Origin of the sequence: Mesorhizobium metallidurans STM 2683, assembly GCF_000350085.1 — a bacterium.
GTDB classification, from domain to species: Bacteria; Pseudomonadota; Alphaproteobacteria; order Rhizobiales; family Rhizobiaceae; genus Mesorhizobium; species Mesorhizobium metallidurans.
The window spans coordinates 23872-40261 of record NZ_CAUM01000083.1 but is presented as its reverse complement, the minus strand read 5'-3'; the positions used below and the strand labels follow the sequence as shown (position 1 = coordinate 40261).

Genomic DNA, 16390 nt, shown 5'->3' with positions numbered 1-16390 from the left:
CATTTGACCCTCCCCTCCTTGTTTCCGGGAGCGTCTTGGTGCAATCCTGATGTTGCACTTCTGCAACAGCATTAACGAAACGTTACGGCGTAGATGTGGAATTAACTCAAACTGAAGGTTTTCATCCCGCTCGCCGGTCTAATCGGCTAAGTTTTGAATCGGATCGAACGCAGGTTTGCAAACGCGACGGGCCTTGTCGAAGACGACCCAAGAAATGTCGTATTTACAATGGCTTATCAGATCTGCGTACAAAAGGGACAGCCCAAGCCTGATCCGCATCGCCGGATCGCCGCTTGAAAAGGGTGGACATCGCAATGGAACATGGCGTCAACGACATAGACGCGCTGGTCAGGGAAGAAAAGCGCCTGACCGCCGTGGAAAGCCACAGCGAGGCCTGGGCGGAAGGGCTTTCGGCCGGAATCGAGCCGGAAATCATCGCCGAGGCGGCGCTGGAAACCGCGTTTGGCGAGATGCTGCGCGCCAATGGCGAGACTTCCGCCCTTGCCCTGCTCGACCGCATGCGTGAAAAAGTGATAGCCGGGGCTTTCGAACCGGAGAGGCTGAGGCACTGAACCGGCATCCTGGGCGGGCCTAAAGCGCGTCGCGTTTGAACGGATTTGCGCGACATGCATTGGGAATCAGGGAGAAGCAGGCAGTGATTTTTTCGATGTCAGGCAAGCCGGGTGGCTTGGTCCTTAGCATCTGGCTCACCGCAGGCTGCGCTGCGCTTCCGCTTACCCTGTGCCTGATGGTCAGCCCCGCCCATGCGCTGAGTGAAATCAAGCGCGAGGATCTTCCCTCGCCGGTCACGCCACCCGCCAATGACGACATGTCGCCGCCTGGAAGCGCGGTGCCGATGCCCAACGCGCCCGGCACGCCGCCGCCCGCGGCCAGCCAGCCGGCACCGTCCGACGAGCCGGAAAAGACAGAGCCGGAGGGGCCGGCGAACGATGGCGGCAAGGCCAACCCGAATGCCGATCCCGACGCTCCCTTGCCGGAGGTCGTCTACGACCTTGGCAAGCTGCCGGAGCCGGTCAGGCGCATGCACGATCTGATTGTCGAGGCCTGCAAGAGCGGCGACATCGAAAAACTCCGGCCGCTGATCGGCACGGGCGATGCGATGACCCAATTGTCGCTGAGCGAAATCGACGGCGATCCGATCGCCTTCCTAAAGGGCCTTTCGGGCGACACGGAAGGCCAGGAAATCCTCGCCATACTGGAAGAGGTGCTCAATGCCGGCTATGTCCGTGTCGATGCCGGCACGCCGCAGGAACTTTATGTCTGGCCGTATTTCTTCGCGCTGCCGCTGGACAAGCTCGACGCCAGGCAGCGGGTCGAGCTGTTCAAGATCGTCACCGCCGGCGACTACAACGACATGAAGCAGTTCGGCGCCTACATCTTCTACCGCGTCGGCATCACGCCCGCGGGGCAGTGGACGTTCTTCGTCGCCGGGGATTGAGCTGCCGTTGTGGGAACTCCAACGTCCTGTCTCGACCCTGCTATTTATTGGCACGGACCGAAGCCCGCACTTGGCCAGAGGCGAATGCCTTCATTTCGAAGAGCCGAAATAGCAGCTTCGGCCGCCTTGGTGTCCATTTGCAAGGATTCGGCTGCGTTGCGCAGTTCGCCCCTATGCTGAAGCTTGTTCACCACCCATACGATTTTGTGCTGGATATCCGACCCATAGGCGGTTTCTGCCTTGCCAAGAGCATCGATCGGGATTTCCTGATAGGCCCTGATCAGCATTCCGAGATCGATAGCATCGCGATATGCGGTGGCACGGTCCTGACATCGATCGGCATTCGCCAACAGCTTCTCGGCAAACATATCCGCGGCAATCAGGGCAGGTACATTCAAATCGTCGTCGAAATGACCTTGCAGTGGGATACGGCCTTCGCGGATGATTTCGAATTTGATCAATTGCCCCTTAAGCTGCACAACCGCTCTCAAACCATACTGATCGATCTGGAAATCCCGAACGGCCTCGACGGGTTCGGGGAAGAACGCCCTGACGCCCCGTTCGGCCGCACGGGTTCGGAGTTCGCGGTAGCCATCGGCGTCGGCACATAGGAAATCGACATCCAGTGACCGTCGATATTCGCCGAGTTTCATGACAATCGCCGTCCCGCCGCCGAACCAACATTGGTTTTCGGCCAGGAACTCGCGATCCATTAGTCCGAGGGCTTCGGCAATTATCCGGTGTTCTGGCTTTTTGAACTCCTTCATGACTTCCGCTCGCCGTGTGTCCTGTTGATGGTTGTAGAAGCGAGGAGAAGATCGAGAGAGCAGAAGAACTTTACCGGGTGATCAACAGGACGCCATGACCGAATTCTTTGGCTAGATTCTGTATGAGCAGCTTCTCACGCGCCGTAAGACGCTTTTGATCGATAAAACGCCAATTGCGCTCATAGAGCGCAAATGCTTCTTCGGCGGGAATCGGACGCGCTACGTCACGATTCCAGGCAAGAGCCTGGAGTTCCGGGAACTCGGCGGGGACAATCATGGGCGCGATATCTGCGTTCATAACCCAAGCAACATAATGCACGGTGCTTAAAAAATCCAACGCCGTGGAAACGGCTACACCGCCAGCGCTTCGGAAAACTCCACCGCCCTGCCCTGTCCGGGCGTGACGATCTCGCCCTCCCACATCACGCGGCTGCCGCGCACGATTGTGCCGACCGGCCAGCCGGTGACTTGCCTGCCGTCATAGGGCGTCCAGCCGGCCCTCGAACCAGCCTGCGCATTGGTGATGGTCTCACGGCGCTTCAGATCGACAATGGTGAAATCGGCATCGTAGCCGGCGGCGATGCGGCCTTTCCTCGCCATGCCGAAGATGCGCTGCGGACCATGGCTGGAGAGGTCGACAAAGCGCTGCAAGGTCAGCCGGCCGGCATTGACGTGATCGAGCATGATCGGCACCAGCGTCTGCACGCCGGTCATCCCCGACGGCGAGGCCGGATACGGCTTCGCCTTCTCTGCCAGCGTGTGCGGCGCATGGTCGGAACCAAGCACGTCGACGATGCCTTGCCCAATGCCGTGCCAGACGCCGTCGCGATGACGCGCGGCGCGCACCGGCGGGTTCATCTGGATCAGCGTGCCGAGACGCGCATAGTCGTCGGCGCTCAGCGTCAGATGGTGTGGCGTCGCCTCGCAGGTCGCGACATCCTTGTGCCGTTCGAGGAAGGCGATCTCCTCGGCGGTCGAGATGTGCAGCACGTGGATGCGGGCGCGCTCTTTGCGGGCAATGCGCACAAGGCGCTCGGTGCAGCGCAAGGCGGCGACCTCGTCGCGCCAGACCGGATGCGAGGACGGATCGCCCTCGATGCGCTCGCCAAGCCGCTCGCGCAGCCGGAACTCGTCCTCGGAGTGGAAGGCGGCACGGCGGCGCGTATTCCTGAGTATCGCGGCGACACCCTCGTCGTCCTCGACCAGCAGGTCGCCGGTGGACGAGCCCATGAATACTTTTATGCCGGCAGCACCGGGCAGCCGCTCAAGATCGCCGGCGTCGCCGGCATTGTCGCGGGTGCCGCCGACCCAGAAGGCAAAATCGCAATGCATGCGCCCGCTGGCGCGCCTCACCTTGTCGGCAAGGGCGGCCTCGCTGGTGGTCAGCGGATTGGTGTTGGGCATTTCGAACACGGCGGTGACGCCGCCGAGCACCGCCGCGCGCGAACCGGTCTCCAGGTCCTCCTTGTGCTCCAGCCCCGGCTCGCGGAAATGCACCTGGCTGTCGACGACGCCCGGCAGGATGTGCAGGCCGCGGCAGTCGATAGTCTCGCCGGCCGAGGCCTGGCCAAGATCGCCTATTGCCGCAATGCGCCCATCCTTGACGCCGACATCGCGAAAACCCTCGCCGTCATGATTGACCAACGTGCCGCCTGTCAGGATGAGGTCGTAGGTCGTGGCCATGCTGCTCCGGTCTCTTGCGGGGGGAGTGTCAGCGGCTTACGTAAAGGCCGACTGTTTTGCAAGATCAGGTTTTTGCCCAGCCCATGCCCTTTGCCCTGCTTACAGACCGTGCGCTCATTTCGGTGTCAGGCCCGGATGCCGAGCATTTTTTGCAGAATATCCTGACCACCGACCTCGATACGCTTGCTCCCGGCCAGGCAAAACCAGGCGCGCTGTTGGCGCCGCAAGGCAAGATCCTGTTCGATTTCCTGATCTTGCGCGCCGGCGACAATGCCTTCCACCTCGAATGCCGCGCCGATCTCGCCGACGATTTCATGCGCCGGCTGATGCTCTACAAATTGCGCGCCAAGGTCGAGATTGCCAAAGCCGACCAACGGCTTGTCGTTGTTGCGTGGGGCAATGATTCAACCGCCTCACAATCTGATTCAACCAGGGTCGCCGATACGCGCTTTCGCGATGTGGAGGTCGAGCGCCGATATGGAGGCATGGCCGAAGGTGGTGACCTCGCCACATGGCAGGCCTTGCGCATCGCTCATGGTATTGCCGAAAGCGGCAGCGACTACCAGCCTGGCGATGCCTTCCCGCATGACGTGCTGCTCGACGAGACCGGCGGCGTCGGCTTCAGGAAGGGCTGCTATGTCGGCCAGGAAGTGGTCTCGCGCATGCAGCATCGCGGCACCGCCAGGCGACGGGTGCTGATCGCCACGGCAGAGCGGCCGCTGCCCGTGCCAGGCACGGAGCTGACGGTCGACGGGCGGCCGGTCGGCACGCTCGGCTCTACGACCGGGACGGCAGGTCTTGCCATTGCCCGCATCGACCGGGTCAAGGCGGCGCTCGACGCCGGCCAGCCTGTCATGGCGGGTGATGTCACCGTCGCGCTCACCATTCCGGCATGGGCGAAATTCACTTTTCCGCAGGAAGCCGTCGGCGCGGAGGAAGCCTGATGGCGGCCGATCGCGCCGGGGCGCCGCCGCGCGCCTGGCAGCGCATGTTGTCCGGCCGGCGGCTCGACCTGCTCGACCCCTCGCCGCTCGACATCGAGATTTCCGACATCGCGCACGGGCTTGCCCGAGTCGCCCGCTGGAACGGCCAGACCAGTGGCGACCATGCCTTTTCGGTCGCCCAGCATTCGCTGCTGGCCGAGGCGCTGTTTTCCGAATTGGTGCCGGACGCCCCGGCCGACGCGCGGCTGGCCGCCTTGCTGCACGACGCGCCGGAATATGTCATCGGCGACATGATCTCCCCGTTCAAATCGGTGATGGGCGGCAGCTACAAGGATTGCGAGCTTCGACTTCAGCACGCCATCCACCTGCGCTTTTCGCTGCCCGTCGAGCTCGGTGCTGCCCTGCGCAAGGAGATCAAGCGCGCCGACCAGATCGCGGCCTATTTCGAGGCGACGCTGCTGGCCGGCTTCTCCACAGCCGAGGCGACCGAGTTCTTCGGCCGGCCGCGCGGCTTCAACGCCGAGCGTTTCGATTTAACGCCGCGCTCGGTGACCTGGGCGCAAAAAGCGTTCCTCAAGCGGTACGCGGCCATCGAGAAATCGAGACGCCAGAAGCACCCTGAATACGGAAACTAGAAACGGCCTCCGGTTCGGAATCCGCCACCGCCTGCGGGCGGGCGGCCAAGTCCGCCTCCACCGCCTCTCGGCAGACGCAAGCCGCCGCCGAACCCTCCCGGTAAGCGCGGCGGGCGCTGGCGGAAGCCGCCATTCAGCGCATCGTCGAGATTGCGGGATCTGAGCGCACCGGAAAGAATGCCGCCTATAACGCCTCCGATGACGTCGCCATTGGTGAACCCGCCCATAGGGTCGCCATAGCCGCGTTGGTGAAACTGGCCCAGCGATTGCTCCAGTTCCGCGCGCTTTCTGGCGAGATCGACAGCGGTCTGGCGGATGTTTTGAATCTCGGCCTCGGCGCGGGCGATCTTCTGCCCGCTCTCAAGCAATTTCTGGACAATCTGCTCGTCCGCGGGCGTCGGCGTTGCGAGCGCCTGTCTATAAAGCGTTTGCAGATCCTGGCGGCCAAGCCGTTCGGAAAGGATCTCGATGGCCTTGCGATAATCGGGATCCTGATCGGCCTCGGCGGCGCCGGGGCCGCGCTTCGTCATAGCCGATCAGACGCGCCACCTTGGCGTCGAAGAAGCGGACCAAAGCCCCGCCCCGATAGGCGTTCGTGCCGTATCCCGACCGCCACAGATACCCGCATCGCGCTGGACGATTTCGGCATTGGCTATTCGTCGCTCGGCTATCTCCGCCGCTTCCCGGTCGACAAGATCAAGATCGACCGCTCTTTCATCCGTGATATCGACAACCGCGACACCGCCGCGATCGTGTGCACGGTCATCGGGCTCGGCGCGCAGCTTGGCATCACCGTCACCGCCGAAGGTGTCGAAACCGAAGCTCAGCTGGAGTTCCTGCGCAAGGAGGGCTGTGTCGAGGCCCAAGGCTATCTGATCGGCGTGCCGTCGAAGGCAACGGATATCGCTCGCCTGCTGGAGACGAGCGCGGCAATCAGGCAATCAGGCTGAGCGCGACAGGGCTGAGCCAGTCAGCGCAATGTTTCGATATATTTTTCGTGGAAGCGCACGTAACCGGCTTCGATCTCCTTGAGATGGCGCTCGATCAGGGCGTGAAACGCCGGCAGTTGATGGAACGGCACACCCGGATAGGCATGATGCTCGGCGTGAAAGGGCATGTTCCAGGCGAGCTTGCGGACAAACCAGTTGGTCAGCGTGGTCCGGGTGTTTTCCAGCATGTTGGCCACCAACGGACAACGGCCGTGTTCGGCCAGGAGATAGAGGCGCAGGAACGGCTGTCCGAGCAGCGCCGGCACGATCCAGACATAGAGCAGCGTGGTTGCCCGGAACCAGACGGCCAGCACCAGCACGACGGCATAGAAGGCAATCATGGCGCGGGCCTCGGCGCGCACCTTGGGCCGACCCTTTGGCGGCACGTAGCTGTTCCGGCATCGGCCGGTGGCATTGGCGCAGAGCGTCTTGAAGTGGCCCCACCACACCGGAATGCCGGAAACGTGGACGATATACTGCCGCCAGGTTTCGGGCTTCGGGAAGGCGAGTTCCGGGTCGTTCTCCGGATCCTGGGTGAAGCGGTGATGGGCGAAATGGAAATAGCGGAACCAGTCGGCCGGCAGCGCGATCGCCAGGCTGCAGACACGCGCCACGAAATCGTTCAGCCGCTGTGTTTCGAAAGCCGTGCGATGAACCGTCTCGTGAAGAAGCGTGAACAGAAAAACGATCAGGATGCCTTGCGGCAGCATTAGCAGCGGCCAGTAGCGCACCTTGGCGGCGATCAGTGCGCCGATGACGATGATCGCGCCCCAATGAACGGCAAGCTGCAGCAGCCCGAGGCGATCCGACTTGGCAGTCAGTTGATCGCGCTGTTGCTGCGTCAGCGATGCGATCACGTCACGATGGTCCATTGGTTTGATCCCGCACTGTCTATTATATGAGCCTAATCGCCAAAACAGCTTTCGCAAAACCATGATTTATGCGATTTAGATAAGCTCAACTTATCTATTGGTTGCCATGGTTGCACTTCCATCCTTGCGGGGACTCCAGGCTTTCGAGGCTGCGGCGCGCTGCGGCAGCTTTGCCGCCGCGGCGCAAGAACTTTCGATTTCCGCGGCGGCGGTCAGCCAGCTGATCCGGACCGTCGAGGACCAGATGGGCCGCAAGTTGTTTCACCGGGTCAACCGCCGTGCCGTGCTGACCGATGCCGGCCTGGAAATGCTGCCACGGCTGACAACGGCATTCGAGGAGATCGGTAGCGTGTCGCGCGAGCTCAGCGGCGCGGAGTTTCGATCGCGGCTTGTCGTCTCGGTGCCGCCGTCCATGGCGATGGGCTGGCTCTCGACGCGGCTGACGAGCTTTGTCGCCAGCCATGGCGCGGTCGACATATCGCTGAGAGGCGAAGACGATCCGGTGTCGTTCGACCGCGATCTGATCGACATACGCCTTTCCTACGGGCGCGCCCACTATCGCGACCAGGCGACGGAAGACATCGTGAGGGACGCCGTCTATCCCGTTTGCGCGCCTGTGATGGCAAGAGAGATCGGCGATCTTGAAGGTGCCGCCGTCCTCGCCCGCTTGCCGTTGATCCATACGGATTGGGGGCCGACAGGCGCGTCCTTTCCGTCCTGGCGCGGCTGGTTCGAGACAGCCGGCAGCGAGCCTGGCCGTGCCAGCCAGCGCGGTTTGTCGGCGAATTCGTCGCGGGCGGCACTCGACCTGGCCATCTCAGGCCTCGGCGTCGCGCTGGCGCAGGGCGTCTTCTGCGCCGAGGCGGTGGAAGACGGCAGGCTGGTCAGGCCCGTCGCACAGGCGCTGGAGCTGCGCCAGCCCTATTGCCTGACGATCCCGCAACGAAGCATGAGGCGCGACGTGGTGGCGGCGTTCAGGGCATGGCTGATCGAGGAATGCCTGCGCTCGGTGGGTTCGCCGGCGCTGATCACTCGGGCGTCTCAGGGCCGGTGACGGCAGTGGTCCGGTCAGAGGTGTCCGCTCAATGCTTCCACCATGTCCATGTTCGTCGCCACGGGAACGATCTCGAATTCGACCAGATCCGCCCATTCGACGACCCACCGCTGCAATAGCGTGACGTCGTCGGCCTCCACCAGCAGGAAGCAGCGGCTCATATCAGCCGCGATCCAGCTGTGATGCACGACGAGCGCATCAGGTTTCAGGCGACCCTGGTCGCGGAAGCGACGGTAGATCTCCTTGCGGTCGCAGCCGCGAAAATCCTCGGTCACAAAAAACAGCATCACTACCCCCTATTCGGATGATTATCGCCCCGGCCGGTCGAGCCGCTCCAGGAACCACTGCGTCAGCCGCACCCAAACCTCATCCTTTTCGCCGGAATCCTCCCAGCCATGGTCGAGGTTGGGATTGTCGTTGACCTCGATGACGAAGACGCCGTCCCTGGTCTCCTTGAGGTCGACGCCGTAGAGGCCATCACCAATGCAACGCGCCGCCCGCACGGCCGTCTCGACGACATGGGCCGGCGCCTCCTTCAGCGTGAAGGTCTTGATGCCGCCCTGGTCGGGCTTGCCGTTGGCCTTGTGGTTGACGATCTGCCAGTGCTTCTTGGCCATCAGATAATGCACGGCAAACAAGGGCTGGCCGCCAAGCACGCCGACGCGCCAGTCATACTCGGTCGGAATGAATTTTTGCGCGATCAAAAGGTCGGAATCCTCCAGCCATTCGGTGGCCAGCGTCTTCAGTTCCTCGAAGGTCTCGCATTTCTTCACACCACGCGAAAATGACGAGTCCGGGATCTTCAGCACCAGCGGAAAACCCAGCGTCTGCGCCGCCAATTCGAGGTCCGAGATGCCGGCGATCATCACTGTCGGCGGCACCGGCACCTTGTTGTAGGTCATCAGCTCGTTGAGATAGACCTTGTTGGTGCAGCGGATCATCGACAGCGGGTCGTCGATGACCGGCATGCCTTCCTGCTGGGCGCGGCGGGCGAAGCGGTAGGTGTGGTTGGAGATCGAGGTGGTCTCGCGGATGAACAGCGCATCGTAGTTGGCGAGCTTGGCCAGATCCTTCTTGGTGATCGGTTCGATTTCGACACCCATCTTCTCGGCGATCTTGGCCCAGTAGCGCAGCGACGAAATCTCCGACGGCGGCAACTCCTCATGCGGGTCGACCAGCGTGGCGAAGGTGTAGCGCGCCGGCGTGCGGCCCTTGGTGTCGCGCCATTCGCGGTTGGTGTAGGTCTCAAGGCACTGCAGGAAGCGGTTTTTTTCCTCGTCGGTCATCCGGATCAGCGGATGGAAGCCGATCTTGCGGATCGCCGCCCATTCGGCGCTGTCCCTGATGTGGACCTCCAGCGCCGGCGCCCGGAACCAATCGAACAAAAGCTTGGCGAAGCGGTCCCATATTTTCGACGGGCCGATGCCGAAGAAGATGCAGACCTTCTGCGGAAAGGCGCCGCCGAGATCCTTGCGGCATTTGTTAAGCGCGAGTTCGAGCTCGGGCAGCGCGTGCTCGTAGAGCTTGCGCTCCGACAGGTCGATCATCGTCTCGACCGTCGGTATCACCTTGTGGCCGCGCGAGCCGGCGAGCAGCGAGGCGTAGTAGCCGCGGCTCTGATAGCCGTAATTGTTCGACAGGTTGATGACCTTCGGTCGCTGGCCGCGAAACAGCGCCGGATGCGCAAGATAGTCGCGGTTGGTGATGATCTTGTGCGGCGTCGCCACCTGATCGAGATCGTTCTGCCGGCCGGTGAGGATGACCCAGGTCATTGTCTGTCGCGCTTCCCTAGCGTGATGGCGGCACGCAGTCCGTCGCGGCCAAACTGCGCCATGTTCATGAAGATGCCGTAAGGCACGGGAATGTTGGCGGCATCAAGGATGGTCTCCTGTCTCTCATCCTCGACCCAGGGATCGTGGATCAGGATATGATCGCCGTCGTCGCCGATGGCCAGCACCCAATGCGGCACCTTCTTGCCGAACATCAGGAAGCCGCTGATCAGGACCAGCACCAGTTTCCCTCCGGCGATGGCGGCGCGGATATCTTCGATGGCGAATGGACGGTAATTCACCGGGATGCCGTAAAGTTCCGCGCGCCGGCGAAAGTCGACCTGCGCCAGTTCCATGACCCGGCGCTTGTCCTGGCTGCGCACCGACTGCAGGAACAGCGCGCCGTAGAAGGACACGTGGATCTCCGCCGACAGCCCGCTTTCATAGCCGGCGACGGCGAGGCCGAACGGTTCGCAGCCACCCGGCCCGGACATCATGAAAACGGTGGTCGCTTCGCGCCACAGGCGGATTTCCATGACCGGATCCGGCACGAAGCCGGGATCGAAATTGGCCATCGCCATCATCAGGCAGCACGGGCCGCAGGTGAACTCGCAGGTCTGCTGGTAAAACGGCACCCTGGTGGCGACGGGAATGTCGCCGCGCAAGGTCTTCTCATAGCGCAGCGCCGTAGCGCCGTCCTCGTAATAGCCGGGTTCACGGCCGATCTTGCGGTAGCCGCTCTGTTCGTAGATGCGAATGGCCTGGCTGTTGTCCTCGCGCACCTCGAGGCGCAGCATCATGCGGTCATGCTCGAACGCGGCCTCCTCGGCCCGCTCCAGCAGCATGCGGCCAATGCCGAGCCCGCCGAAGAATGGCCCGACGGCAATGGAATAAAGCCGCGCGACGCCGCTGCCCTTGCGAAACAGCACCACCGCATAGCCGGCAATGCGGCCATCGCTTTCGGCGACCAGCATGCTGGCGGTCTCGCGTTCGATCAACTGGCGAAAGGAGCGGCGGGAAATACGGTCGCTCGAGAAAACAGCCTTCTCGATGGCGGCGAGGTCATCGACGTCAGACGCGCGGGCCTTGCGAATCTCGGCAGGCATGCGGTTTGAGAAAACCTCGATTGGGATGTGGAAAACGGCCCTGGTCGAAACATCGGTCACACCGGCGGAAACACCAGTATTCGCTAAGCGCTATCGCACCTCGATTTGGGCCGAATTGTGACAATTCCAGCGACCGCACCGGCTTTGAAAAGATGGCGCCGTCAGCCGGCCAGGCCGGCCAGAAGCTGGCTGTAAGCGCTCTTGGCCACCGAGGTCAGTTGCGCGCGCGGCAGCGAGCCAACGACGGCGCAGGCATAACCCTTGTCCAGCCAGTAGATAGCCTCGGGGCCATTTTCTTCCGATCCATAGGTGCCCTTGGCTTTCCCCGCCGATTCGGCGGTGATGAAGAGGGAAATGCGCTCGCCCTTGTCGTCCTCGTAGAGCAGCATCGCCGCCTTGCCATGGCCGGCGGGCAGCAGCCGGCCGCCGACGAGCTGGAACCCTTCCGCCGCCAGATCCGGTGCGACCAGTTTCAAGCCGACCCGGTTGGACAGCCAGGTCTGCAAGTGATCCTTGTCGCTGGCCGGCACTTCCACCGCGTACCTTTTTTCGGCGGCATAGATGACATGGGCCGCGATCGCCTGCTCGGCGAACTCGTCGTTGGCGGGGTCCTCCAGGCCGAGATGGTCGATGCCGGCGACATAACCACCGACACCGCCAATGGCCAGAACTGCCGCCGCGGCGGCCGCAAGCCACCAGCGCGAGCGCCCTCTCGCCGTCCTCGCCGGCGTCTCGCCGAAGACGATCTTCTGCAGCCGCGCCGGCACCGGCTCATCGAGCACGCCGGCGAAGGCGGCATGCAGCGCGGCACGGTCGGCGACATAGCGGGTGCTCCTCGCCTTCATTTCGGGATTGGCGTCGAGCCAGGCATCATAGGCCGCACGCTCATCGCCCGGCAACTCGCCGTCGAGGGCCATGTGGATGTCGCGCTCGGAGAAATCGTGCCCAGTCATTTCTCGACGATCCTTATCGAGCGGCGGCGCGCGGTGTCCTCCAGCAATCCGCGCAATTCCTCACGTCCGCGCGCGATGCGCGACATCAATGTGCCGGCGGGGACGCCGAGGATGTTGGCGGCCTCGGCGTAGGAAAAGCCTTCGATGGCGACTATGACAAGCGCCGCGCGCCGGTCGGGGCTGATCGCCTGCAGCGCGTCGATGATCTCGCGCGAGGCGATGCCCGCCACCTGCTCGGCGGGTGCCGCCTGCGCTTCGCTCGCCTCCAGCGGCAGCATCGCGGCTTCGCCGCGCCGGCTGACCTTGCGCATCTGGTCGATGAACAAATGATGCATGATCGTAAACAGCCACCTTCTGGGGCTTTCTCCAGTCTGCCAGTTGTCGAGCCGCACAAGCGCCCGTTCCAGGCAGTCCTGAACGAGATCGTCGGCGGAATCGCGGTCGCGCAGCAGCGAGCGCGCGTAGCGGCGCAGCCGCGGTATTTCGCCAAGGATCGCTGCCTTCTTTTCGTCCATGACCGCTGATTCTGAGGTCGCTCTGTCATCCCGATTGAATGCGCCTTCGCGATGCAGCGCAAGCGGCCAGCGCGAAGCGGTCCGCCGCCCCGGTCACCCAAGCAATGTGATAACGCTGGCTAGTGGGCGATTTATTCCCGGCTTGCATCCGAAAGTTGAAAAAAGCGCTTGGCGAAAATCCTAACCCAGATCTGTCTGGAGAAAGTCGTTGCCCTTATAGAGCAGCGGAACATCGAGGATTTTCGCACAAGCGTAGGTGAAACAATCGCCGAAGTTGAGGCCAGCCTGATGCCCAACGGCCTTGCCATAACGCGCGCTAGCGTCGATGGCTCGGGCACCGATTTCCTCACTGATCATCACATTTTCCCCGCCAATTTCCACAATGAACTGATCGACCAGGTCGTGAGCCCTGAGCAGGGCTTCAGCAGTAGGTTTGCGGGCGCCCGCGGCTGCGCGTGCCACTGCCTGTGTCGCCTCGAAACGCACCAGCGGAGAAACGTAGAGCAGGCTGGAAAAACTGGAAAGCCGCTTCATCAATTCCTCCCAGCCCGGTTCCTGGTTGAGAATGGCGACGATCACCGACGCGTCGACAAACATCAGTCTTCCCACATCTCGTCGGTGAATTTCTTCATATCGAAGTCGGGATTGGGCAGGCCAATCTTTGCCGCCTCGGCTTGCAGCTTGGCGATCCGTTCACGAAGCGGCACCTTGGTACGGTTGCGTTCGAGTTCGTTCACAAGTGCGGTCCGCACCGCCTCGGTTTTACTTGGAGCGTTCGTCTCGCGCTGCAATTTGGTGGCCAGCGCATCCACTTCGTCGTCGCGGATGTAGAGCGGCATCGGAATATCTCCTTCTGGATATCCAGATATTCCACCTTGCATATCATTTCAAGCTTCACCCGCCTTGGCCGCCCTTGTCAGCAGCCGCTGATAGAACAGGCCGATGCCGATCAGCACGGCGCCGAGGCCGATGAAGGACAGCGCCCTGAGCACGCCCTCCAGTTCCGACATGTCGAAGACGAAGACTTTCAGCACGGCAATCGAGATCAGCGCGGCGGACGCGATGCGCAGCACCTGCGATCTCAGCCGGACGCCGGCGGTGAGCAGCGCCACGCCGATGACCAGCCACAGCGCCGAATAGGTGTAGGTTTCGAGTTGGCCGAGGCCGCTCCACAGACCGATGAACTCACCCTTGAACAGCCGCCGCACCGACAGCGTCGCATAGGCGAAGGCGAGCACGGCCGCCACCACCGCCAGCATCGCGGCATACCATTTCGGCCGCTTGTCCCTGATGTAGAGCGCGAGCCCCCCGGCAGCGACCGCCGGCAGGAGATAGGCCAGGAACAGGAGGTTGAATACCGGGATCCGACCGGTCGATTCGTCAGTGAACAGTGGGTTCAGCGCGAGAAAATGCTGGATGACGACTAAGGCGGCCGAGACCACGCCCGCGGCAATCGAGCCGTAGCGCAGCACCGAGCTTGGCGAGCGCATGTCGATGGCGACCAGGATGGCGCCGGCGCCGATGGCGATCAGCGTGTAGATCGCCTGCTCGGCGAGCGTGACCACACCGGTGTCGATGACGCCGCCATGCATGGCGTGGCGCACCAGCATGGCGATGGTCAACAGCGCAAACAGCGCCGCCGCCGCCTCCATGGCGAGGCGCGGCCGGCCGTTTGTGGTGCGGGCGAACTGCCAGGCGGCGAAACCGAAGGCGAGCGCCGGCACGCCATATCCCGGCAGCAGCCAGTTGAACACCGGTGTCGTCGACAGGAATTGGGCGCCGACGATTGTCGGATCGAAGACGACACGGCCGAGCACGGCGATGACCGCTCCGACCGAAATCCAGCCGAGCACCGGATAGGCGCGCCAGCGCGTGGCCAGCGCCGGCACGACGGCAGCGGCGCCCAGAAGAATGGTGGTCCACCCCGATCCGAAAGCCATATGCAGCATCAGCAGGCCGGCGACCGCCGCACCGCCGAGCGCAAAGGACACAGCCGCGCCACCCTCCAGCGGCGGTTCCTCGCCTCGCGCGATCCACTCGCCGCCGGCGGCGAAAACCGCGACCAGAAGGGCCGCAGCCGCCGCATAGGCAAGATCGCGGTCGAGATTACCGAAGGTGAACCAGAGAGCCAGGAGAATGATCAGCGGTGCAACGACACCCCATGCCGCCCATGAAGCGGATCGCACCCAGGCAGTCGCCGCGAACCTGCGCGCGGCCCAGAAGCCGGCGCCAATGAAGATAAGCCCGAGACCGATGCCGATCCTGAGCAACAGCGGGTCGGATATGAGCGCCGGCTGGCCGTCGACGCCGAGAGCCCCGCCTGAAAAATCGGTAGCGACGGAGGTCGGCGGAATGATGCCGAGATAGACCAGAACCGTCACCAGCCCGGCGGCGTGCAGGAGTGCCAAAGCCCGCGGCCGGTAGAGCGCCACCGCCACCAGGGCCGCGATCAGCGCTGCTCCCGGCAGGGCACCGCTGGCGGCAGCGTAGACCGGGTCGACGAACAACGCCATGGTCGAGAGACCGACGAAGAAACCAGGGGCGATCGAGGGCCGGTCGAAGCCCCTGTCAGGTTCCGTTTCGCCACCGCGGCGGCCGAGCCAGACGAAGGCAAGCACGGCCAGTGTGACGGCGTCGATGAACAGGATGACGGGCAGGTTGGCTCCCGGCGCGTCGGTCATGAAGAGGATGGTCCAGAGACCGGCGCCGACGAAGGCGGCCGCCATCAACGCCTTCCAGTCACGCATGCGGGCGATGACACCGGTGGCGGCAAGCACGATTGCGAGATAGCCGAACAGCGCCCAGGGATAGGGCGCCTCGGAGGCGACTAGCATCGGCGTCACCATCGCGCCGAGCAGGCCTATGCCGGCCAGCGCCTGGCCGTGGACGAGAGCCGCGGCAATGGTCGCCACGCCGATGGCGCCGAGCAGCGTGAAGGCCAGCGCCGGGCCGATGAAGCCGTAGACGCCATGCGCGGCATAGACCGTGCCGAACAGGATGAAAGCGCCGGCCGCCGTCAGGATCGCTGGAATATAGGCGCCTGCAGCGCCCTGCACCGGCAGCCTGAAGCCGGTGCGGCGGATGAATTCGCCGCCGCCGACCAGCACCAGCCCGAGCAATGCGGCCATGCTTAGCCGCACACCTGGGCCGAAGATGCCAGCCTCGATGGTGTAGCGGATCAGGAACAGGCCGCCCAGCGCCAGCGCGATGCCGCCGACCCAGACCGCCCAGCGGGTGCCGAGCGCCGTTTCGATGTCGGGTTTTTGGGCCGCCTTCGCCGTTGCGGCGGCCGGCTCTGCCGGCGCGGACCCGGCCGGCGCCGTTTTGCCCGTGGTCCAGGGTCCGGATCTGACTTCCCGGGCCTCAGCCTCGGCAGACAGCTTTTTCGCCGCAGCCGCCTTGTCCGTCGGTGACGAAACAACATCGGCCACCGCTGCTGCCGCTGCGTCCGCCGGCTTGCTGTCGTTTGCGGCCGGTTCCACCGGCTTGTGCTGCGGCGGAGCCACAGGCGCGCCCGAAAGCACGAGGCTGCGCAGCGCGCCAAGCTCGCGCTCGATCAGACCGATGCGGCTCTGCTGGCGCCAGATAATGACGAACAGCGCGATGATCGCGACTAGGCCGATCAGGCTTTCGAACATGGCGGT

General features: G+C 63.4%; 17 protein-coding genes and 1 pseudogene. 6 read left to right on the top strand and 12 right to left on the bottom strand.

From position 1 onward, the window contains the following. The first annotated feature begins 314 nt into the window (after positions 1-314). Positions 315-572, top strand: coding sequence for a hypothetical protein (locus tag MESS2_RS13670; RefSeq protein ID WP_008874920.1), 258 nt, complete (start codon positions 315-317; stop codon positions 570-572). 83 nt (positions 573-655) lie between these two features. Further along, complete coding sequence (locus MESS2_RS13665; protein WP_008874919.1) at positions 656-1459, top strand: hypothetical protein; 804 nt, start codon at positions 656-658, stop codon at positions 1457-1459. Between the two features lie 44 nt (positions 1460-1503). Here MESS2_RS13665 and MESS2_RS13660 read toward each other — a convergent pair whose 3' ends face one another. The 3 genes from MESS2_RS13660 to MESS2_RS13650 all read right to left on the bottom strand — a co-directional run bounded on the left by MESS2_RS13660 (position 1504) and on the right by MESS2_RS13650 (position 3909). Further along, complete coding sequence (locus tag MESS2_RS13660; RefSeq protein WP_008874918.1) at positions 1504-2226, bottom strand: nucleotidyl transferase AbiEii/AbiGii toxin family protein; 723 nt, start codon at positions 2224-2226, stop codon at positions 1504-1506. Between the two features lie 70 nt (positions 2227-2296). Then, positions 2297-2524 (bottom strand): hypothetical protein, encoded by a 228-nt coding sequence (locus MESS2_RS13655; protein WP_008874917.1) that lies wholly within the window; start codon positions 2522-2524, stop codon positions 2297-2299. Positions 2525-2577: 53 nt separating this feature from the next. Then, positions 2578-3909 carry a dihydroorotase gene (locus MESS2_RS13650; protein ID WP_008874916.1) on the bottom strand — a complete coding sequence of 444 codons (1332 nt, stop codon included), beginning with the start codon at positions 3907-3909 and terminating at the stop codon, positions 2578-2580. Between the two features lie 83 nt (positions 3910-3992). Here MESS2_RS13650 and ygfZ point away from each other — a divergent pair, with 83 nt between their 5' ends. From ygfZ to MESS2_RS31060, 3 genes and pseudogenes are all read left to right on the top strand, one after another. Beyond that, on the top strand, positions 3993-4853 hold the full coding sequence (ygfZ, locus tag MESS2_RS13645; RefSeq protein WP_008874915.1) for a CAF17-like 4Fe-4S cluster assembly/insertion protein YgfZ: 861 nt from the start codon (positions 3993-3995) through the stop codon (positions 4851-4853). Then, entirely contained in the window at positions 4853-5488 is a 636-nt protein-coding gene (locus tag MESS2_RS13640) for an HD domain-containing protein (protein WP_008874914.1), read from the top strand. Before ygfZ ends, MESS2_RS13640 begins: the two co-directional genes overlap by 1 nt. A 623-nt stretch (positions 5489-6111) precedes the next feature. Further along, positions 6112-6438, top strand: a pseudogene (locus MESS2_RS31060) (EAL domain-containing protein); the annotation flags it as partial. Between the two features lie 20 nt (positions 6439-6458). On the opposite strand, the gene MESS2_RS13625 reads toward MESS2_RS31060, so the two are convergent. Further along, complete coding sequence (locus tag MESS2_RS13625; protein ID WP_008874911.1) at positions 6459-7349, bottom strand: fatty acid desaturase family protein; 891 nt, start codon at positions 7347-7349, stop codon at positions 6459-6461. A 106-nt stretch (positions 7350-7455) separates the two neighbouring features. Between MESS2_RS13625 and MESS2_RS13620 the strand changes: the two genes are divergently transcribed. Then, on the top strand, positions 7456-8403 hold the full coding sequence (locus MESS2_RS13620) for a LysR substrate-binding domain-containing protein (protein ID WP_008874910.1): 948 nt from the start codon (positions 7456-7458) through the stop codon (positions 8401-8403). Between the two features lie 14 nt (positions 8404-8417). Here the strand turns inward: MESS2_RS13620 and MESS2_RS13615 are convergent, their stop codons facing one another. From MESS2_RS13615 to MESS2_RS13580, 8 genes are all read right to left on the bottom strand, one after another. Then, complete coding sequence (locus MESS2_RS13615) at positions 8418-8690, bottom strand: DUF3303 domain-containing protein (RefSeq protein ID WP_008874909.1); 273 nt, start codon at positions 8688-8690, stop codon at positions 8418-8420. 21 nt (positions 8691-8711) lie between these two features. Next, entirely contained in the window at positions 8712-10175 is a 1464-nt protein-coding gene (locus MESS2_RS13610) for a RimK family alpha-L-glutamate ligase (protein WP_008874908.1), read from the bottom strand. Continuing rightward, positions 10172-11278, bottom strand: coding sequence for a peptidase C39 family protein (locus MESS2_RS13605; protein WP_008874907.1), 1107 nt, complete (start codon positions 11276-11278; stop codon positions 10172-10174). The genes MESS2_RS13610 and MESS2_RS13605 overlap by 4 nt, the downstream gene beginning before the upstream one ends. Before the next feature lie 161 nt (positions 11279-11439). Beyond that, complete coding sequence (locus MESS2_RS13600) at positions 11440-12231, bottom strand: anti-sigma factor family protein (protein WP_008874906.1); 792 nt, start codon at positions 12229-12231, stop codon at positions 11440-11442. After that, a complete protein-coding gene (locus MESS2_RS13595; protein WP_008874905.1) occupies positions 12228-12746 on the bottom strand; it encodes a sigma-70 family RNA polymerase sigma factor in 519 nt (172 codons plus the stop codon). Before MESS2_RS13595 ends, MESS2_RS13600 begins: the two co-directional genes overlap by 4 nt. A 180-nt stretch (positions 12747-12926) precedes the next feature. After that, complete coding sequence (locus MESS2_RS13590; RefSeq protein WP_008874904.1) at positions 12927-13343, bottom strand: type II toxin-antitoxin system VapC family toxin; 417 nt, start codon at positions 13341-13343, stop codon at positions 12927-12929. Then, positions 13343-13585 (bottom strand): type II toxin-antitoxin system VapB family antitoxin, encoded by a 243-nt coding sequence (locus MESS2_RS13585; RefSeq protein WP_008874903.1) that lies wholly within the window; start codon positions 13583-13585, stop codon positions 13343-13345. Before MESS2_RS13585 ends, MESS2_RS13590 begins: the two co-directional genes overlap by 1 nt. A gap of 48 nt (positions 13586-13633) precedes the next feature. Then, on the bottom strand, positions 13634-16384 hold the full coding sequence (locus MESS2_RS13580) for a DUF2339 domain-containing protein (RefSeq protein ID WP_008874902.1): 2751 nt from the start codon (positions 16382-16384) through the stop codon (positions 13634-13636). Positions 16385-16390 lie beyond the last annotated feature (6 nt).